Consider the following 19,679-nt stretch of genomic DNA (forward strand, 5'->3'; position numbering starts at 1 on the left):
TGTTTTACTAGCTCACTGGTTTATGAAAATGAAGAGATTATAAAAATGTCAAAACTAGTCATCGATACAGGAAAAAATCAGACCAAACGAACAAGGCTAAGCCTTGCTGTTACTTATGCGTTGATGGGGTTAAGCCCACTATTTGTTTCATCTTTTGCTTTGGCTGAAAATGACAGCGCTGCCAAAAAGAATGAAGATATAGAGGTCATCGAAGTTAGCGGTATTCGTGGAAGCATTAACAGCGCGCAAAATCTTAAGCGATTCGCTGATACAGTTAAAGATGTTATTACCGCCTCTGATATTGGCGCACTGCCTGACAAATCGGTGACAGAAGCTTTACAGCGTGTACCTGGTGTAACGATTGAGCGGTTCGCTTCTTCGGATGATCCTAAACATTACGCAGATGAGGGAACAGGCGTATTAGTACGTGGCCTAGACAGAGTTCGTTCAGAAGTAAATGGTCGTGACGCATTTAGTGCCAACGCAAGTGGAGGTCTAAGTTATGAAGACTTCCCTGCAGAATTACTTGGTGCAGTTGAAGTGGTAAAAAACCAAACTGCTGATTTGATCTCTGGGGGTATTTCAGGCACAGTTAATTTGTTAACACGAAAGCCTTTTGACTCTGATAAGCAACTCATTTCTGTCAATGCAAAAGCAAACTATGCTGATTTTAGAGAAGAAGTAACACCTTCTTTTTCTGCTTTATTCTCTGATACGTGGGAAACTAATTCAGGTAAGTTTGGATTTTTAATTGCCGCTTCACAATCTGAGTTTAAAACCCGTGGGGATGGTGTTGGCTTAGGTAATTTTCATTCACGAGGTGATGCTTTTATCCCAACGCTTGATCAATGGGGCGGCATTACAGGGGTCGACCCTTCTTCACCCGTGGATGGTCCAGCGCTTCCTAATCAGCCAGCGGGTAGTATCTGGCATGTTCCTGTTGCCATCCATATGAGTACTGCAGATAACGACCGTAAACGCCAAGGTCTAACGTCATCATTACAATGGGCAAATGATGATGAAACAATCGTTGCAACAATTGAGCATATTCGTTCGAAAGCATCTTTAGAGTGGAATGAACGTCAAATAGGTCAGGCTGCACAGGGATTTAAGGGATTCATGGGGTCCTCTCAGAATTGGCAAGATGATGCTGCTAATGGATACCCGCTAACGACGAGTGATAACTTTGTCACTTCAGGTGTTGCTTTAGGTGTCAGCCCTGAGACCCCATTTTTTTACCGTAGTCGTTGGAATTACAATGAAAATACAGTCAATGACACCTCATTTAAATTGACTTTAAAGCCTGTTGATAGGTTAACAATTGACCTTGACTATCAAATGATAGACTCAGATAAACATGTTCAAAACTACAGTATGTCAGGTCAAACACGCGGTAATCATGTGCATGTTGTATCTCCTTACTTTTTAGATATGCGTAATAGCAGACCAACCGTTGAATTTTTAAGTGATAACATAATGACAGCGGGTTGGTCACCAAATGAAGATTGGAATGGGCCCGTACCTAACTTATTTTTGGGCAGTGGTATGGAGCAAGTTGAGCACAATACGGCCGAAGCTGATAGCTATAAAATTGATTTTAAATATGAATTAGATGGTAACTTTACCAGTGTCAGTGCTGGTGCTTATATGTCAGATAAAGATCTTACTGTAAGAGACACGGCTTATGAAGGGTGGTCAGCAATTGGTACCCCTTGGGTGCAAGATGACCGTAATGCCGCCGCTGCAGTGAATCGTCCAGAGCTATTTGAACGAGTTGATTTTTCAGATTATTACAATGGGCAAGTATTACTTGGAGATGTAAATAACTTTTTATTCCCTAAAATGTCTCTTGTTAAAGACTATGCAAATTCTCTGCGCCAAGGTTGTAAAGACGGATGGCATAATGCAACAAACAGCGCGGCAAATAATGGCGTGTGTACTGGCACCTATGTGCCTTATGAGGACAAAGCTGACCGTGTAGATGGTCCATTTGCAGCCCATAATATAAGTTCAAGTAATGAAAAACGTACCGAGTTTTATGTGCGAGGAGACTTCGATTTCGAGTTTAACGATATGCCAATAGTGGGTAATGTGGGCTTACGTTATGTTAATTATAAACTGCAATCGACCGGCGCTATTGTACAACCAGCAACGATTAAACGAGGTGAAGAAGGGACTTCATTAAATACGGTTATGCAGCAGGACGAATACAAACGTTACTATGATCTTGCTAATGGTGAATCAACGTTAAGCACAGTGGATGGCACAGACTACAGTACAATTCTACCAAGCTTAAACCTTAGTTTTGGTGTATCTGAAGACGTTGTCGTACGTTTTGGCGCATCAAAAGCCTTGTTCTATCCCAACTTGATGGATGCCAGAAATATAAGCATTATCAATTTAGACTATACGCGAAGATTACAAACGCCTGGCGCTGATTATGATGAAGTAAACAACCCTGTGGTGGGAATTGACGATATTGAAGTAACGGCGCTTTCGGGTAACCCTAACATAGAGCCGGAAGAGTCTATTAATACAGATCTAACCACTGAATGGTACTTTGCGGAAGCAGGTTATGTCACTGTTGGTTTATTCCATAAGAAATTGGACAATATTATTCGTAACAGGGCATTCAATTTAGATCGAACCTTTAATAGTGAGCAGTACGATATTTCTGCCTATGGTCCGGCTAATACAGGGTCAGGCACAATACAGGGTGCTGAATTTTCATACTCACAATTTTATGACATGCTGCCAGGTGCTTGGAGTGGTTTAGGGTTACAATTTAACTTTACCTTAATCGATCAGGATGGGCTGGAAGATCCAAATGAAGTATCTACGGGTACATTAGCGTTTGATGAAAACGGCGATCCGATCACTGATACCCGTAATACATTCCGTGTTTTCAGTGGATTACCTCTGCAAGGTTATTCTGATAAGAACATGAATTTAGTCGGGATGTACGAATACGACAAAATATCAATGCGTGTTGCTTACACATGGCGCTCAGAGTATCTACTCACACTTCGTGAATCTGAAGAATATGTTCCAGCATATGCTGAGGCATCAGGCATGATGGATGCGAGCATTTACTACAGCATTAATGATCATTGGAAAGTAGGACTTGAAGCAAGTAACTTATTAGATACCGAAACAAAAACTCGATATCAAATGGATCAAGCGGGCACCAAAACTCAAGCTTTAAACTTTACAACAGACAGACGTTTTGCGTTAAGTGTCAGAGCTAATTTCTAACTCTATGCTTGTCAGCTCTGTTAATTACCAGAGCTGACAAATTTATTTTATAACTGCGGTTGTTAATAATAAGGATAAAAATGCCTGAATTGATTAAAGGAAGTGGCTGTATAAAGCAATTACAGCAAACTGGTTGGAATATATTAAAAGAACAAGTTAGTTTGCCAGTGGCTGTTATTAAACAAGACAAAATTAAGAAGAATGCAAAGTGGATGGCAGACTTTACCGCTAAACATAACATGTTGCTTGCTCCACATGGTAAAACAACCATGTCGACAGACTTGTTTAAGATGCAACTAGACGCAGGTGCATGGGGGATGACTTTAGCTACGGTGCCGCAAGTTATAAGTGCATTTGAAGCAGGTATTACACGTGTGATTATGGCAAATCAATTGGTCGGTAAATTTCATTTTGATCAAATAGGTAAATGGTTAGAAAGTAGCGCAATTGAGTTTTATTGTTTTGCAGACTCAATAGACAACTTAATAGACATAGGTGAGTTTTTTGCTGAGCGTAATTTGAGCGTTAATATTTTATTAGAAGTTGGTATAAAAGGTGGGCGTTGTGGCTTGCGTTCAGCAAAAGAAATATCAAGTTTAGTTGCAACCTGTGAGCAATTTCCCAACCTAAAATTAATGGGTATTGCTTTTTATGAGGGGGTTATAGGCGGTGAAAACCCAGCTCAGCAAGTAAAGGTTTTTGTTGATGAGGTGAGTTCCCTTGCAAAAAAACTACAAGTTCAAAACCGCTATAATACAAAAAAACCTATTATCACCGGAGCTGGTTCAGCATGGTACGACATTGTAGCCAAAACGCTTTATGACAACACATGCTCGGACAATTTCGACATTATACTTAGACCCGGTTGCTATCTGATCCATGACACTGGCATTTATCAGCAGGCGCAGCAGGCAATAATAACGAGAAGTCAGGTAGCCTGTGATATCACTGGCGAGTTAGAAAATAGTTTGAGTATTTGGGCGTATGTCTTATCAATACCTGAGCCTGGCCTTGCAATTATTGGTATGGGCAAACGTGATGTGGCGTTTGATGCAGGTTTTCCAACAGCAGAGCTTATTTACTCTATTAAAACAGGGCAATTATCGAAAGTTAATAATGGATTCAAAATTGAAAAAATAATGGACCAACATTGTATGTTACGTTACCCAGACGAACAAACGCTTCGGGTGGGAGATATGATGAATTTTTCGACGTCTCATCCTTGTTTAACATTCGATAAATGGCGTCAAATAGGTGTTGTTGAAGGTAAATGGGTTATCACTAAGACCGTTTCAACTCAATTCTAGAAAGGTTTCTCATGGATATAATAAGTAAAATTAAAGAAGGCCTTGGACACTTTAGTCCAGCAGAAGATAAAGTGGCCAGATTGATTTTGTCTGATTTGAATTTTTCAGCAACTGCTTCAATCAATGAATTAGCAGACAAGGCAAAAGTGAGTCATGCCAGCATCACTCGACTAGCTCGAAGCTTAGGCTGCGAAAATGTCCGTGATCTAAAATTTAGGTTAACCCAATCTGCGGCGATTGGAGAGCGTTTTACTACTCCTGAAATCATTGAAAAAAAACAACTATCCCACGTATATACATCTATTCATGAAATTTTAGAATTGAATGCTGGAGCCATTGATGAAGCAATTGTTGAGCAAGCCAGTGATGCTGTTTGTCATGCTAGGCATTGTTTAATTTTTGGGGTTGGTGGAGGCAGTAGTATGTTAGCTCAAGAATGCCAAAACCGCTTTTTTCGACTCGATGTACTTTCTAATGCCTATAGTGACCCTATGATGATGCGCATGGCTGCCTCAACAGTAAATAAGGGAGATGTAGTCATTTGTTTATCTCTCAGTGGCGTTTCCCCCGATGTGATGGATGCTGCCAAAATAGCGAAAGAATATGGGGCTGTGATTATTACCATTTGTCCTGATAGTGAACTTTCAGCACTCGCTGATTTTCAATTGCCTATTAAAACACAGGAAAGTGATTATATTTTCAAACCAAGTGCCGCAAGGTACGTAATGATGGCAGCTTTGGACATTCTTTCAAGTGAAGTGGCAATGAGAAATCAGCGTCGCTCAAAAGAGAAGTTACGTCGCTTGAAAATTCAACTGGATCAACATCGAGACAAAAATAGCAATATGCCACCTGCCGATAAGCGTTTTCCGCTAGGGGATTAAACACGTGAAAAACACATCAGCCGATTTTATTATTCAAGGAGCTCGGGTCTTTATTGATAAAGAAAGCCCAATAGAGCAGCTCGATGTTGCGATAAAGGACGAGTATATTTTAGCTATAGGAAAAAACCTAAATATAGACACGAGAAACATTATCCCCGCGCAAGGTTTGATTTTAGCGCCAGGGTTTATTGATGTTCATACCCATGATGATCTCGAAGTGCTCAGAAACCCATCAGTACCAGCCAAGTTAAGTCAGGGGGTGACCACAGTAATTGCTGGTAATTGTGGCATTAGCGCTGTACCAACAACTGCTGTCAGTGCAGTGCGTGATCCTATTAACTTACTTGGTGGGCAAAGTGAGTTTGTTTATCCCGATATGCTAAGTTATAAAAAAGCATTTGCCAAGGTGAAACCCAGTGTGAACTTAGCAATGTTAATAGGCCACATTAGTTTACGTGCGCAAGTGATGGATAAGTTAGAGCAAGAAGCAACGTCAAGTGAAATAAATGAAATGAAAAGCTTGTTGGCCGTTGCGATGCAACAAGGAGCGCTTGGTTTAAGTACAGGGCTTGCGTATTACAATGCTAAAGAGGCCAGTGAGTGTGAAATTAATGAGTTGGCTAAGGTTGTTACGCCATTTGATGGGCTTTATACCACCCATTTGCGCAGTGAATTTCAGGGAATTATAAATGCTATGGATGAAGCATTTGCTACCGCTAAACAGGCCAAACTACCTTTAGTCATTTCGCATATAAAATGCGCAGGACAAGAAAACTGGGGACGTTCAAAAGAAGTGCTTGCGCACTTTGAACAACAAAAGCAGCACCAGCATATAGGTTGCGATTGTTACCCTTATTCTGCGAGTTCAAGCACTTTAGACTTAAAACAAGTCAACGACGATACAGAGATCTTCATTACATGGTCTAAATCGTTTCCTGATATGGCGCAGCAAAGTTTGAGTGATATTGCAAAGCAGTGGGATGTCTCACTACTTGAAGCCGCTTCACGTATACAGCCAGCCGGCGCTGTTTATCACTGTATGTTGGAATCTGATGTGAAAACATTTTTGGGTTACGAACACAGCATGATTGGTTCGGATGGTTTACCGTGTGATCCACACCCACATCCAAGGTTGTGGGGGACATTCCCTCGCGTACTGGGTCATTATTGTCGCGATGAAAAATTGCTTTCATTAAATCTTGCTTTACACAAAATGACAGCGCTACCAGCTGAGCATTTTAAATTATGCAAACGTGGCAAAATTAAGGTCGGTTTTTTTGCAGATCTGGTTTTATTCGATCCAGAAAAAATTATAGATAACGCAACTTATAGCAAACCTCAATATAAAGCGAGCGGAATAGAAATGGTATGGGTAAATGGGGTTATAAGCTACCAATCAAGTAATAACGCAACTGAGTATTCAGGATTTGGTCGAGCTGGGCAATTTTTGAATCGACATAATTTTAGTTAATGAGGAACGTATGACAATAACAAGAATAGGTGCTGAAGGTGGAAAGGGAACGGGTGGCCAACATTTACCTTTTTCGCGTGCTGTAGAAGCAGGTGGTTGGCTTAAAGTGTCAGGTCAAACACCGATGAAAGATGGTGAAATAGTAGAAGGGGGGATCGTTCCTCAGTCACGTTTAGCAATAGAGAACTGCATTGCAATTATGGCTGAAGCAGGTTACGGACTAGAGCATGTGACTCATGTTTCTGTTGTACTCACTGATGCTCGATATTTTCAGTCTTTTAACAAGGTATTTGCGGAGTTTTTTGGTGCTCATCCGCCAGCGCGAATTTGTATGGTTGCAGATTTAGTCGTCGACTGCAAAGTTGAGGTTGATGTGACCTGTTACAAAAATAGCTAACACACCCCGGGGAGAACGTATGTTTGCTAGTCAATCCTATTATCTGCTGGCTTTTTTTACATACTTACTGATTATGATTTTAATTAGTTGGTTGGTATCACGTAAGCAAAAGAATGCGAGCGATTATTTATTGGCCGGACGTAAAGTGCCCCTTTTTCTTACGCTTGGTACGACGGTTGCTACTATGGTAGGCACAGGCTCCTCGATGGGAGCTGTAGGGTTTGCATATGAAAATGGTTGGGCTGGCGCTTTATATGGTGTTGGCGGTGCTGTGGGTATTTTACTGCTAGCGTGGTTGTTCGCACCTGCTCGTGATCAAGTATTCTCAACGATGAGTGAAGAGCTGGCAAGTTACGTGGGTAACCATAAGTGGGTCAAACAAATTTTAGCGGTTGTTATCTATGCTGCAAGCATAGGTTGGCTTGGCGCTCACCTTATAGGTGGTGGTATGTATTTATCTTGGTTAACAGAGCTGAGTATTACGCAAGCCAAATTATTAATAGGAGCTGGACTTGCAGTTTTTATTATATTAGGTGGTTACTCAGCGGTTGTATGGACAGATTCTTTACAAGCTATCATATTATTTATTGGTTTTGTGTTGATGGCCTATTTTTCACTTGAAAATGTTGGCGGGTTAAGTACCTTAAACAACAGTGAACTAGTTGCTAAACAAGGTGTTTTTTCTTATAAAAATGTCGGCTTACTGCCTGCTATATCAATGTTTTTAGCTGTGTTAGTTGGCGTCTTGGCTACGCCATCTTTTCGTCAGCGAATATATGCTGCTGATAGTGTTAAAACGATTCGCCGCTCATTCATTCTATCGGGTATTCTGTATTTATTTTTTGCACTGCTACCTGCTTTAATAGGTACAAGCGCCTACCTAATGAATAGCGCGTTAGATAGTGCCGCCTATGCTTTTCCTTATATTGCATTGCATGTTTTGCCTGTTTACTTAGGCGGGTTTATTTTGTTAGCCGGTATTTCAGCCACCTTATCCAGTGCCAGCTCAGATGCAATCGCAGGAGTCAGTGTATTAATCAGCGATATATTCAGCAAGGCTCACAGCGATGTGCATAGTGAGGCTAAACAGTTGCTGTTTTCTCGTCTAGCTATGTTAGGGACGATTATTATAGCTCTGTTACTGGCTCTTTGGTCTGACGATATTGTCAGTTATATCACCAAAATGATTTCTATTTTAATGAGTGGTCTTTGTGTGATGGGTATTTTAGGACGATTTTGGTCTGATTACACTTGGCAAGGTGCTACAGCAACTTTATTGGGAGGCGCTCTAGCGGGAGTGCTGGTGGGGGTAAATCATCAGTGGGCGCTATTTTTTGGTAATCCGATCATCCCATCATGTCTTACTGCCTTGTTATTAGGTATTGCAATAAGTTTTCTTACTAAAGGCCGAGAAACTGTTTATTCACAGTGTCAAGAAAACGAGCGGTTACAATGAATTACGCACATTTAACAAATATAAAAAGTATCGTGTTTTTTGGTGAGTGCATGGTGGAGAATCGTGCAAATGGCGATACTGGCTTTGCGGGTGATACTTTTAATACTGCTTGGTATTTGGCCCAATTGATTAAACCTGATTCTATTCTAGCTATTTATTATGCAACAGCTATTGGTGATGACCTTGCAAGTTGCAAGTTGCGAGTTGAGTGATTTACTAAAATATTCAGGTATAAAAACAAAATTTATAGCGACTCGAACAGGTATGAGTTTGGGGCAATACTGGGTCAAACTTGATAATCGCGGTGAACGCCATTTTGATTTCGACCGTTGTGATAGCCCGATTAAACAATACATTAAGCAACATCCTGCTTTGTTGGAGGCACTGAGAGAAAATGCGTTTGATGCAATTTACCTTTCGGGGATAAGCCTAGCGGTTTTATGTGATGCACAAAGAGAACTGTTGATTCAAACGCTGATGCAATTTAAACAACGCGGTGGAATAATTATTTTCGATAATAATTACCGTTCTGCGTTATGGACTTCCTTTGAGGCTAAAGGCTGGTTTAAAAAGATAATGGCCCTAGCAGAGTTTGTTTTTTTAACCGATGAAGATGAATACAGCGTGTATGGAACTACAAATGTAGATGAAATTATACAGTATCATTTTAGTCAATCTAACCACCCCGAGACTTTAGTTATCCGATGTGGAAGTGACCCATGTATTGTTGCAAATATAGGGTTTAACACTGTATTACGAATCTCACCAAAAGTTATAGCTAGTAGCAAAATTACCGACACAACAGCAGCAGGTGATGCTTTTGCAGCGGGGTTTTTAGCCGCTAGTCTAAACGCTAACGATTATGAAGAGTCGGTTAAGTTTGCCCATCGCCTTGCTGGTATGGTGATTCAATACCATGGTGCACTTATTCCTAAAAACGTGCTCATAGATTTTACTAATGAGGAAAGTTAAATGCGTTGCAGCAAGTTTATATTTATTTTATTTAGTTTACTATTTTCAAGTCTGGCTTTTAGCTCGGTTCATCCTCGTTCAGAATTGCCCCTTATGCCCATGCCTAAACACATTATTCAACATGGCGCTGAGCTCAGTCTCGGTTCAACTTTATCTGTGTATATCGAGGGGATGAGTCAACAGCGAGAAGAATTTCAGTTACAGCGTTTGCAATTACATTTATCAAGAATAAACCAAAGTAGTATAAAAATATTACAGGGCAGTAAAGAACTTGCTGATATAAAAATTAATATACATCAGCCTGAGCTGGCCTTACTTGTACCTCAGTTCGGTGAAGATGAAAGTTATACTCTGTTAATTAATAACAGCGACGTGAATATACAGGCAATGACGGTATTTGGTGCTCAACATGCACTGACTACATTAATACAGCTTGCTAATACCGGCGAAGCTCGCAGAGAAAAAAAAGGGATCTCTTTCCCAACACTCAGTATCGATGATGATCCACGTTTTGCTTGGCGTGGTTTATTAATAGACAGCGCACGACATTTTTTATCACTGCAAACAATGAAACGTCAGCTAGATGGTATGGCGGCGGCAAAGCTTAACGTATTTCACTGGCATTTGACGGACGATCAAGGCTGGCGAGTTGAAAGTAAAAAATATCCACGTTTGACAGCAACAGCATCAGATGGAAACTACTATAGCCAACAAGAGATTAAAGAAGTAGTTCAGTATGCCAGCTTGCTTGGGATTAGGGTGTTACCTGAAATTGGTATGCCTGGTCACGCCAGTGCAATAGCGGTGGCTTATCCTAAATTAATGACAAAAAATAAGCTCTATGAAATGGAGCGCCACTGGGGAGTTTTTAAACCTTTACTCGATATTGCGAATCCAGAAGTGTATGAGTTTATCGATACGTTGGTTGGCGAAATGGTGACTTTATTTCCTGAACGTTACTTTCATATCGGGGGTGATGAAGTTGACCCTGCGCATTGGCTAGAAGATGTAAAAATCAAAAACTTGATGCAGCAATCTATGCTGCAATCAGGTGCTGATCTGCAAAGTTATTTTAATAGTAAAGTTCAGCCCATCATCGCTAAACATCAACGAGTAATGGTAGGTTGGGACGAAATATTTCATCCCAACCTATCAAATAACATTGTGGTGCAATCCTGGCGAGGGCACGATTCATTAAACGCCGTTGCTAAAGCTGGCTACCAAGGTTTGTTGTCAACGGGGTTTTATATTGATCAACCACAGTATACAGATTACCACTATCGTAATGACCCTCTTTTGCTTTCCCCTAGAATTGATTTAACGCAGCCTAAAAGAATCGCAAAACAGTTCGTTATAGAACGATTAAAAGGCAAAGCTATTCAAGGGGAGCTGCTGTTATTAGGATCGCAACTGTTGATTAAATTAAATAATAATCACCATCAACTGGCTGTGAAGACAACCCAGTTATCTCCTACTCAACATTTATCAGCTCAATTAGATAGTTGGATGGGACCACTAACTTTCGAATTTAACTTTATTAAAAATACAGGTTTTGTATTGATTGGTAATAGCCGATACCCGATCACTACTAAAGACGTGTTATTACCAGCACCTGTTACTATTACAGAACCATTGTCAAAAACACAGGAAACCTCAATTTTAGGGGCTGAGGCCACGATTTGGAGTGAAATGGTAACCGAAGATAATATTGATTTACGAATATGGCCAAGGCTATTTGCCATTTCTGAGCGTTTGTGGTCACAAGTGCAAGTAAATAATCCAGAATCTATGTATGAACGATTAGAAAGAATTAACGGTTTTACACATAAGGTCATTAATCTAGCACACGCAAAACAGCAACAATCTGGGTTTAAGGCGCTAATAGACAGCAAGCTTACGAAGCATAAGCAAAGAAAGACGTTAAATTTACTGAACACAATGTCGCAGTTACTAGAACCTAGTCATTATTATACTCGCCATCATATTAAATTTTTAAACGATAAATATCATCAAAATGCGTCACTTGATTCATATGTTGACTTTTTAGCAGTAGAAAGTAAGCAAATACGCTATTTAAAACAACAGGTAAACGCATTTAAGGCGGGTAATAAAAAAGCAGCTGAAAACATATATAAACAACTTTTATCATGGGAACAGGCATTAGCTCTTGAGCATGGTTTGCTGAGTAAAAGCAAGCGATTGAAACCACTTCAACCTGTTTTTGACAAGTTAACGCTGTTTTTAACACACTTTAAAATTGTTCTTGAGGTGTGCAAAAGCAGCAAGGCGGACAAAAACATAGGGGATGAGCTGCTGTCATTACAGTCTTTGACAGATGAGCTTGTGCTAGCCGGTATTTACCCAGTTCGAGATTTATATTTACACTGCGTTTCTTCGCAGGATAAGGAATAAAATGAAAGCGATAATTATATCTAGTTTACTACTTAGTTGTGCCGTTAGTGTAATTGCAGGTGAGAATAAAAAGTCTGATATTTCATATGTGTCAGAGGACTATATTAGTGACGGTATATTTACACAAGGCGTTGAAGGGCCTGCTGTTGATAAAAATGGGGTTTTATATGCTGTTAATTATCAACAACAGGGCACCATTGGAAGAGTTGTAGGCAAGAATAAGGTTGATACCTTACTGACGTTAAAAAATGGTTCAATCGGTAACGGTATTCGATTTGATGGTAAGGGTAATATGTATATTGCTGATTATGTAAATCACAATATTTTAAAAGTGCCGGTATCAGCCCTTAAATATGGGGGGGATGTGTCTGACTCAGTGCAGGTGTTTGCCCATGAAAACAAGATGAATCAACCGAATGATCTAGCAATTATGGATAATGGTATTTTATTTGCCAGTGATCCAAATTGGGCAAATGGCACGGGCAATTTATGGCGAATTGATCAAGACGGCATTGTAACCTTACTTGAGTCAAACATGGGCACAACCAATGGTATCGAGGTGAGTCCTGATAATAAAACATTATATGTAAATGAAAGTGTGCAACGAAATGTTTGGCGTTATGATTTAGATGACCTTGGCAATGTATCAAATAAACAGTTGCTTATAAGTTTCCCTGACTTTGGTATGGATGGTATGCGCACAGATAAGCAGGGAAACATTTATATTGCCCGCTATGGCGCTGGACAAATTGCGGTTGTTTCACCACAAGGCAAGTTAATTGATACCATTAAACTTAATGGACAATTTCCGACGAATGTAGCGTTTGGGGGCGAAAATGATAGAGTTTTGTATATTACCATGCAAAAGCGGGGCGCTATAGAGGTTGTTTCTTTAGGATCTGCAGGTCGTATTTTTTAAAGTTCTGTTGAACCAAGATTCAACCACTAGACCATGAGGGAAGAAATAATGATTTTTGGAAATGTTGTTTATGAACCCTAAGCGTGATTACTTGTTCAATAACTAGACGTGTTGAGAAAAGTGATTATAATTTGATTTATACTAATGGTTTATAAAGGAACCATTATTCATAAATCAGCATGGTTATGTCTAGTAAAAATCAGTGTGATTTAGAAAAAGAAAATCTTCACTTAAGAGAGCAATTAGCAAAAGTCTCATTTGAAAGAGACAAATATAAAACGCTATTTGAGGTCTCAGGTGATGCTCTATCAATCATCGATTTGAGCTCAGGAAAGTTTATTCAATGCAATGATTCAGCAATCAAGATGCATGGCGTTGAGAGTAAGAATAACTTCTTAAATTTATCCCCATCAGACATCTCACCACCTATACAACCATGTGGTAAATCTTCTGGAGAATTAGCTAATAGGTATGTCGAAAAAGCTCACTCTGAAGGGCCACAGTTATTTCAATGGACGCACTCTAAAATTGATGGTACTGAGTTTCCTTGCCTAGTCGTGCAGTACAAATACAGGATAAGAACTTAATACTGGCGATCGGAAGAGATATCTCTGATTTAATGGAAGTTAAAGATCAGTTAGAAACTGCACACTCCAATATAAAGCACTACAAAGCGGCGTATCAAAAAGAAAAAATAAAATTTGAGAGCTTTGTCAATCTAGCCCCCGTTGGTATTGCGGTGAACTCTTTGAAAGATGGTGCATTTCATTATGTGAATAATGAATTTAGTTATATTACTGGGTATACGGTCGATGAAATCAATGCGATTGATTATTGGAAAATCACGCCAAATAAATATAAAGAACAAGAAGAAAAGCAACTATTAAACCTAATTAGCAATGGGAGATATGGCCCTTATGAGAAGGAGTATATTCATAAAAATGGATCTGCATTTCCCGTACGTCTTTCTGGTATTAAAGTAACAGATGACAATGGCGATGATTCTATTTGGTCAGTTGTACAAGATACATCAGAACAAAAAAATACAGAACAGCAATTATTAGATGCAATAGAAAAAGCAGATTCACTAGCATTAAGAATTCAATTGGCCAATACGTCTGCTCAAATAGGTGTATGGGAATGGGATCTAATAAAAAATGAACTCATTTGGGATGATTTGATGTTTAAACTTTATGGCATCTCACAAGAGCAATTTCCTCAAGTATATGAAGGGTGGGCAAATGCTGTTCACCCTGATGATCTTGAGTTTGCAAGTTCACAATTACAGTCTGCAATTGAAGGGAAGTCGGAGTACGAGCCTGAGTTTAGAATTGTGCTCCCAAATAGTGACATTAGAACATTAAAAGCCAGTGCGAAAATTATAAGGGATGATTCTGGTAAGCCTTTAAAGGTGATAGGTGTAAATTATGATGTAACAGAGAAAGTGAAAGCAATAGAAATATCAGAAAATGCGAGGATCGAGGCCGAAAATGCATCTAAAAGCAAAAGTGACTTTTTGGCAAATATGAGTCATGAAATACGGACGCCAATGAATGCAATTTTAGGTGGCTTGCAATTACTCGAAAATACGAGTTTATCAACTGATCTAAGAAAAATACTGGCTAATGCTACCTCATCCGCAAAGAGTTTACTCACTATCATTAATGATATTTTGGATTACTCAAAAGTAGAATCAAATAAAATTGAATTAGAGAAAGCGGCATTGTCTATTGTGGGTATTCTAGATTCCGTAAAATATGATTTAGACGCTTTGATCAGTAATAAAGGCATCAATTTTGAAGTTGTCATTGATGAAAAATTCCACGATAACTGGGTTGGCGATTTAGTTAGAGTAAAGCAAATTATCTTAAATTTGGCATCGAATGCTGTGAAGTTTACCCATCAAGGCGGTGTTAAAATAGGCGTAAAGTGTGTGAATTACAATAACCAGCAAGCAATCCATTTTAAAGTTGCGGATTCAGGGATCGGTATGAATGAAGAGGCTCAAAGAATTATCTTTGAACGCTTTTCGCAAGCGGATACCTCGACAACACGTAAATATGGTGGCACAGGGTTGGGAATGTCTATTACCGTCAGTTTAGTTAAACTTATGAACGGTACAATCGAATTAAGCAGCGAAGCAGAGCAAGGCACTGTAATCGATGTTATTTTACCATTAGAGAAATCTAAAAAAACCGCAAAAAATGTGCAAATTAAATCACTCACACCGCCAAATCTGAAAGGTAAACGTATATTAATTGCTGAAGATAATATGATAAATCAAATGCTAATTAATACAATGCTAAAAGAAACTGAGGCAGAGCTGGTCACCGTTGAGAATGGGGCACTTGCTGTTGATGCCTTCACAAAAAGTACTTTCGATTTAGTTTTAATGGATATCCATATGCCGATTATGGATGGTGTAGAAGCCTTTACGTCAATTAAAGCACTCAATGAACATTGTATTCCTGTTATCGCATTAACCGCCAATGTAATGGTTGAAGACGTTCGTCGATATATAGAAATTGGATTTACTGCACATGTTCCAAAACCAATTGAATTGTCTACTCTTTATGGGACGTTAATGGCCTACCAGTAAAAGGAAATTGAAAAAAATAGGCCGCGTTTTTTATAGATCTTTTCTGGGTGTATTTAATATTTTTTCTTTTTCTTGAGGCGTTAATATAATCCAGTCAAAAATTTCGTCGCTGGAGCGCCCGCATCCAGTGCAATAGCCTTTTAATCGATGGCACTGGCCAATACAGTCTGTTTTATATTTTGGTGTACTGCTTTTATTTGTCATAGTTTTAAGTGTGCTTAAAGCCAGTAAAAACTGGCTTTACGGTTCAGAATTAGTACTATTTTGATTCAACCGGTTTACCTATTTCTAATGAGGTAGACCATGGTTTTGAGCGAGACATTGTTTTACCAGTATGAATCGAGATAACAGGTGTTGCCTCATCCAATACAAACGTAGTTCGAAGTGACTTCGCAGATTCTTTTTGCTGTTCATACCAGTTATTGGCTGCTAAGCATTCACGAGTAAAACCAACTGCTTTTTGGTGAAGTGCGATGGCTTGACTCTGTTCGTTATACTCATCTTGACAGCGGTAGGTTACGGTATCTTTATCAAGAGCTGTGATTTGGCAGTCATTACCTACTAAGTTATATTTTGCAGTCCAGGTTTCCATGTATTTCGTGTTGACACGGGTACGCTTTAGCCCTTCGAAACGATTATCGTATGCATTTAGTAAGCCAGTGATTTTTTCGCAAGGTGTCATTGTATCAATAGTTGCTCGTTGTTCAGGCGATAAACTTGTGCAGCCTGATAGAGTAACAGCGGAGAATGCTACTACCGATAAAAACTTTTTCATAATGCGCTATCCTTTTATAATAGCAATTCTATAGTTATTAGCTAAAGGATACCTAAGGGCTTGAAAAATTGCTATTAAAGAGACAAAAATAAAATAGCAAAGCCCTTAGCTTATATATATCGCACAAAATTTATAGTTTGGTATTTTCTACATTTTTGACTTTTACTCTACCCGAACCATCAGCAAGCAAGGTAAAGCTTTTTGCTTTATTAACGTATATGCCACCCGAGCCATCCGTGATAGTAACTGAGCCTGAGGTATCTTCAACATCAATACTACCAGACCCATCGTGAATGCTTACATCACCGGTACTTTTTACTAGGTCTATGCTACCTGAACCATCATTTATGTTAACGTTGCCTTTTATGTTTGCTACATCAATTGCCCCAGAACCATCTTCGATAGTCAAAGAACCGTTAATCATGCTCACTACTATTTTTCCTGATCCGTCACGGATGGCTGTGTCAGCTGTATTATTGATATTTATTTCACCAGAACCATCTTTTATATTTAGCTTAAACGATGAAGGAACAGATACAGTCAAATCGATACGCGTTTGATTTTTATAGTTTGAAGAGGAGTTAGTATCACAGTTGTTCGCAATTAATTGCGCTATTTGCGCGTTTTGGTCTAATGATAGGCAATAATCATCATGAGGTTCATTTTGATAAATCTCTGCTTTTACTGTAACGGTATCAGTGTTGCTTCCCATGATATTAAGAAACCCAGCGCCACTTTGAACAGCAAGGGTCGTTAATTGTGAGTGTGTTAAGGTGAGCTGTTTAGTCTTTTGCAAGGACATATCATTACTCCATGCAAGTGCCTGAGTAGAGAGTAATCCTGCAAGCAGTAATGTTGCACGTGAGATTGTATTTAACATTCGTATTCCTTCATATATGTGTCTGTTTTTAGTTTAGTCGCATACAAAGGTAAAAAGGTTTAAAGCTATTTGAATTAATTTTAAAATGTTATGTAGGGAGTTTGATGATAAATGTAATTTAGTTAATCAGTCGTAAACCTGGTTGGTAAATGCGTGAATATGGAATATAAATTTTATATATCGAATAGCGAATCAAAAGCGCTGAGTGGTGCTCAACGCTTTAATTTGCTTTATTTTTACTTATGCCTACCTTGCAAACAGGCAACCACATCTTTTAGTTCAAGGCCTTGGCGCTGCAGTAACACGATTAAGTGATATAACAAATCGGCAGATTCGTTGGTTAGTTCATCATTATCATGCTTCATCGCGGCAAGGGCGACTTCAACGCCTTCTTCACCGACCTTTTGGCAGCTGCGGCTTAAGTCTTTAGCAAAAAGTGAAGCGGTGTAGCTTTTTTCTGGGTCATCGTTTTTACGCTCGACAATTACTTGCTCAAGTTGGGCTAAAAAGCTAAGGCCTGGTTTTGCTGCATCACCAAAGCAGCTTTGCGTGCCTAAGTGACAGGTTGGGCCCAGTGGGTTTGCAAGTACTAAGATTGAATCGTAATCGCAATCAGTATGCAATGACACCACTTCTAAGTAATTTTCAGAGGTTTCACCTTTGGTCCATAAACGGTTTTTTGAGCGCGAGTAAAATGTGACTTTTTGTTTTTCAAAAGTGACGTCAAGGGATTCTTGATTCATAAAGCCTTGCATTAAAATAACCCCAGTACGGGCATCTTGTACAATGGCGGGGATCAATTCGCTTTTTGCAAAATCAACTTGAGTTAGGTTTTCTTTGGTTAGTTGCATAGTCGTGCCGCCACTTGGTTATCTGTTAGGTATTGTTTTAATTCGCCAATGTTTATCACGTTTTTGTGAAAAACACTCGCTGCCAGTGCGCCATCAACTTGGCTTTGCTTAAATACATCAACAAAATCTTGCATGGTTCCCGCGCCACCTGAAGCAATCAAGGGAATATCACACAACGCGCGCATTTTAGATAACTGTTGGTTATCGTAGCCGTTACGTACACCGTCTTGGTTCATGCAGTTGAGTACGATTTCACCTGCGCCTAAGTCTTGCACGCGTTTAACCCATTCCTCGGTTTTGTAGCGTGTACGGCTTGATGCATTAGGATCGCCCGTGAGCTGATACACTAAGTATTCGCCAGTGACTTCATCATAAAAGCTATCAATGCCAACCACCACACATTGCTTACCAAATTCATCGTGTAACTCTTTGATAAGTTCAGGGCGTGCAATAGCAGGGCTGTTGATACTGATTTTATCGGCGCCACGTTCAAGTACGCGGGCTGCATCAGCGACAGATTTAATACCACCGGCTACACAAAATGGAATATCAATGTGGCGAGCAATACTTTCAACCCAATTTACATCGAGTAAGCGTTTTTCAACGCTTGCGCTGATTTCATAAAAAACCAGTTCGTCTGCGCCTGCTTCACTGTAAGCTTGGGCAAGAGTAAGAATATCGCCAACAATTTCGTGCCCTTTAAATTTAACACCTTTGACTACTTGGCCATCTTTTACATCTAAACACGGGATTATGCGTTTTGATAACATGCCAACGCCTCCTCAACATTAAATGCACCATCAAGCAGTGACTTACCTAAAATAACACCGCCAACACCCAGCTCTTTGAGCTTTTTAATATCATCAAGTGAACTTACGCCGCCCGATGCTTGTACTTTTATAGCGCTGTTGTGATTTGCTAAATCTTGGTATAGCGTAAATGAAGGGCCGGTCATGGTGCCGTCCTTACTGATGTCCGTACATAAAAAGTCAATCACGCCAAGGGCAACATAAAAATCGATGAGTTCAAACAAACCAAACTCTGATTCACTTAACCAGCCGTGAGTCGCAGGTGCCCAGCCGCTGTCAGTTTTATTGACATCAAGCGCAATCACAAAATGTTTAGCGCCAAATTTTTCAATCCAGCCTTTCACTTCATCGCGCTTTTCAACCGCCATTGAACCTATGACAACCTGATTTGCACCGGCGTTTAGCCAATCGCTTACGTCTTGTTCAGTGCGAATACCGCCGCCCACTTGATAGGGTACGTTCAGTGCTTTCGTTGCGGCTTGAATATGCTGCCATTGCTTTTTACTTGGATCGCGTGCGCCTTCTAAATCAACCAGGTGTAATTTACCTGCGCCGCTTTGCGCATATTCTTGTAATCGTGCGCCAAGTTCAAACGGGTAAAATTGTGCGGTATCGTATTTGCCTTGATATAAACGCACGATCTGATTTTGTAATACATCTAATGCTGGAATAATCACGTTAAATTCTCTTTT

Annotated in this window: 18 protein-coding genes; 12 read left to right on the plus strand and 6 right to left on the minus strand. The window is 39.6% G+C overall.

Annotated features, from left to right (window positions below):
- Positions 1 to 45 precede the first annotated feature (45 nt).
- The 12 genes from ATS75_RS04970 (at position 46) to ATS75_RS05015 (ending at position 15,672) form a co-directional block, all read left to right on the plus strand.
- Positions 46 to 3,255: a TonB-dependent receptor gene (locus tag ATS75_RS04970; protein WP_058559326.1), complete on the plus strand. Its 3,210-nt coding sequence runs from the start codon at positions 46 to 48 to the stop codon at positions 3,253 to 3,255.
- A gap of 80 nt (positions 3,256 to 3,335) precedes the next feature.
- Positions 3,336 to 4,562 carry an amino acid deaminase gene (locus ATS75_RS04975; protein ID WP_058559327.1) on the plus strand — a complete coding sequence of 409 codons (1,227 nt, stop codon included), beginning with the start codon at positions 3,336 to 3,338 and terminating at the stop codon, positions 4,560 to 4,562.
- A gap of 11 nt (positions 4,563 to 4,573) precedes the next feature.
- Positions 4,574 to 5,446: a MurR/RpiR family transcriptional regulator gene (locus ATS75_RS04980; protein WP_058559328.1), complete on the plus strand. Its 873-nt coding sequence runs from the start codon at positions 4,574 to 4,576 to the stop codon at positions 5,444 to 5,446.
- 4 nt (positions 5,447 to 5,450) lie between these two features.
- Positions 5,451 to 6,917, plus strand: a complete 1,467-nt coding sequence (locus ATS75_RS04985) for an N-acyl-D-amino-acid deacylase family protein (RefSeq protein ID WP_058559329.1) — start codon at positions 5,451 to 5,453, stop codon at positions 6,915 to 6,917.
- A 10-nt stretch (positions 6,918 to 6,927) separates the two neighbouring features.
- Positions 6,928 to 7,314, plus strand: coding sequence for a RidA family protein (locus tag ATS75_RS04990; RefSeq protein WP_058559330.1), 387 nt, complete (start codon positions 6,928 to 6,930; stop codon positions 7,312 to 7,314).
- A 19-nt stretch (positions 7,315 to 7,333) separates the two neighbouring features.
- A complete protein-coding gene (locus ATS75_RS04995; RefSeq protein WP_058559331.1) occupies positions 7,334 to 8,770 on the plus strand; it encodes a sodium:solute symporter family protein in 1,437 nt (478 codons plus the stop codon).
- Complete coding sequence (locus tag ATS75_RS20585) at positions 8,767 to 8,982, plus strand: hypothetical protein (RefSeq protein ID WP_235591129.1); 216 nt, start codon at positions 8,767 to 8,769, stop codon at positions 8,980 to 8,982. Before ATS75_RS04995 ends, ATS75_RS20585 begins: the two co-directional genes overlap by 4 nt.
- Positions 8,930 to 9,742 carry a PfkB family carbohydrate kinase gene (locus tag ATS75_RS05000; RefSeq protein ID WP_235591130.1) on the plus strand — a complete coding sequence of 271 codons (813 nt, stop codon included), beginning with the start codon at positions 8,930 to 8,932 and terminating at the stop codon, positions 9,740 to 9,742. Before ATS75_RS20585 ends, ATS75_RS05000 begins: the two co-directional genes overlap by 53 nt.
- Positions 9,743 to 12,154, plus strand: a complete 2,412-nt coding sequence (locus ATS75_RS05005) for a family 20 glycosylhydrolase (RefSeq protein ID WP_058559332.1) — start codon at positions 9,743 to 9,745, stop codon at positions 12,152 to 12,154. It begins immediately after the preceding gene.
- Position 12,155: 1 nt separating this feature from the next.
- Positions 12,156 to 13,073, plus strand: coding sequence for an SMP-30/gluconolactonase/LRE family protein (locus tag ATS75_RS05010; RefSeq protein ID WP_058559333.1), 918 nt, complete (start codon positions 12,156 to 12,158; stop codon positions 13,071 to 13,073).
- A gap of 179 nt (positions 13,074 to 13,252) precedes the next feature.
- The gene (locus tag ATS75_RS20590; RefSeq protein WP_235591131.1) at positions 13,253 to 13,660 is read left to right on the plus strand and encodes a PAS domain-containing protein; all 408 of its coding nucleotides are present in this window, start codon (positions 13,253 to 13,255) and stop codon (positions 13,658 to 13,660) included.
- Positions 13,661 to 13,692: 32 nt separating this feature from the next.
- A complete protein-coding gene (locus ATS75_RS05015; protein ID WP_235591132.1) occupies positions 13,693 to 15,672 on the plus strand; it encodes a PAS domain-containing protein in 1,980 nt (659 codons plus the stop codon).
- A gap of 30 nt (positions 15,673 to 15,702) precedes the next feature.
- On the opposite strand, the gene ATS75_RS20070 is transcribed toward ATS75_RS05015, so the two are convergent.
- From ATS75_RS20070 to ATS75_RS05040, 6 genes are all read right to left on the minus strand, one after another.
- On the minus strand, positions 15,703 to 15,876 hold the full coding sequence (locus tag ATS75_RS20070) for a DUF1289 domain-containing protein (protein ID WP_082665404.1): 174 nt from the start codon (positions 15,874 to 15,876) through the stop codon (positions 15,703 to 15,705).
- Positions 15,877 to 15,931: 55 nt separating this feature from the next.
- On the minus strand, positions 15,932 to 16,447 hold the full coding sequence (locus ATS75_RS05020; protein WP_058559334.1) for a hypothetical protein: 516 nt from the start codon (positions 16,445 to 16,447) through the stop codon (positions 15,932 to 15,934).
- 130 nt (positions 16,448 to 16,577) lie between these two features.
- Positions 16,578 to 17,327, minus strand: coding sequence for a hypothetical protein (locus ATS75_RS05025; protein ID WP_058559335.1), 750 nt, complete (start codon positions 17,325 to 17,327; stop codon positions 16,578 to 16,580).
- Positions 17,328 to 17,563: 236 nt separating this feature from the next.
- Positions 17,564 to 18,178 (minus strand): bifunctional phosphoribosyl-AMP cyclohydrolase/phosphoribosyl-ATP diphosphatase HisIE, encoded by a 615-nt coding sequence (hisIE, locus tag ATS75_RS05030; protein WP_058559336.1) that lies wholly within the window; start codon positions 18,176 to 18,178, stop codon positions 17,564 to 17,566.
- Entirely contained in the window at positions 18,169 to 18,948 is a 780-nt protein-coding gene (gene hisF / locus ATS75_RS05035) for an imidazole glycerol phosphate synthase subunit HisF (RefSeq protein ID WP_058559337.1), read from the minus strand. The genes hisIE and hisF overlap by 10 nt, the downstream gene beginning before the upstream one ends.
- Positions 18,930 to 19,664 (minus strand): 1-(5-phosphoribosyl)-5-[(5-phosphoribosylamino)methylideneamino] imidazole-4-carboxamide isomerase, encoded by a 735-nt coding sequence (locus ATS75_RS05040; protein WP_058559338.1) that lies wholly within the window; start codon positions 19,662 to 19,664, stop codon positions 18,930 to 18,932. Before ATS75_RS05040 ends, hisF begins: the two co-directional genes overlap by 19 nt.
- Positions 19,665 to 19,679 lie beyond the last annotated feature (15 nt).

Origin of the sequence: Pseudoalteromonas sp. H105, assembly GCF_001469215.1 — a bacterium.
Taxonomy (GTDB): domain Bacteria; phylum Pseudomonadota; class Gammaproteobacteria; order Enterobacterales; family Alteromonadaceae; genus Pseudoalteromonas.

Bases quoted from the DNA above. Each gene is read 5' to 3' on its own strand.
- ATS75_RS05005 (WP_058559332.1), top strand. From the start codon at position 9,743: ATGCGTTGCAGCAAGTTTATATTTATTTTATTTAGTTTACTATTTTCA.
- ATS75_RS04975 (WP_058559327.1), top strand. From the start codon at position 3,336: ATGCCTGAATTGATTAAAGGAAGTGGCTGTATAAAGCAATTACAGCAA.
- hisIE (WP_058559336.1), bottom strand. From the start codon at position 18,178: ATGCAACTAACCAAAGAAAACCTAACTCAAGTTGATTTTGCAAAAAGC.
- ATS75_RS20585 (WP_235591129.1), top strand. From the start codon at position 8,767: ATGAATTACGCACATTTAACAAATATAAAAAGTATCGTGTTTTTTGGT.
- ATS75_RS04995 (WP_058559331.1), top strand. From the start codon at position 7,334: ATGTTTGCTAGTCAATCCTATTATCTGCTGGCTTTTTTTACATACTTA.
- hisF (WP_058559337.1), bottom strand. From the start codon at position 18,948: ATGTTATCAAAACGCATAATCCCGTGTTTAGATGTAAAAGATGGCCAA.
- ATS75_RS05010 (WP_058559333.1), top strand. From the start codon at position 12,156: ATGAAAGCGATAATTATATCTAGTTTACTACTTAGTTGTGCCGTTAGT.
- ATS75_RS05025 (WP_058559335.1), bottom strand. From the start codon at position 17,327: ATGTTAAATACAATCTCACGTGCAACATTACTGCTTGCAGGATTACTC.
- ATS75_RS20590 (WP_235591131.1), top strand. From the start codon at position 13,253: ATGGTTATGTCTAGTAAAAATCAGTGTGATTTAGAAAAAGAAAATCTT.
- ATS75_RS20070 (WP_082665404.1), bottom strand. From the start codon at position 15,876: ATGACAAATAAAAGCAGTACACCAAAATATAAAACAGACTGTATTGGC.
- ATS75_RS05000 (WP_235591130.1), top strand. From the start codon at position 8,930: ATGCAACAGCTATTGGTGATGACCTTGCAAGTTGCAAGTTGCGAGTTG.
- ATS75_RS05015 (WP_235591132.1), top strand. From the start codon at position 13,693: ATGGAAGTTAAAGATCAGTTAGAAACTGCACACTCCAATATAAAGCAC.
- ATS75_RS04990 (WP_058559330.1), top strand. From the start codon at position 6,928: ATGACAATAACAAGAATAGGTGCTGAAGGTGGAAAGGGAACGGGTGGC.
- ATS75_RS05020 (WP_058559334.1), bottom strand. From the start codon at position 16,447: ATGAAAAAGTTTTTATCGGTAGTAGCATTCTCCGCTGTTACTCTATCA.
- ATS75_RS04970 (WP_058559326.1), top strand. From the start codon at position 46: ATGTCAAAACTAGTCATCGATACAGGAAAAAATCAGACCAAACGAACA.
- ATS75_RS04980 (WP_058559328.1), top strand. From the start codon at position 4,574: ATGGATATAATAAGTAAAATTAAAGAAGGCCTTGGACACTTTAGTCCA.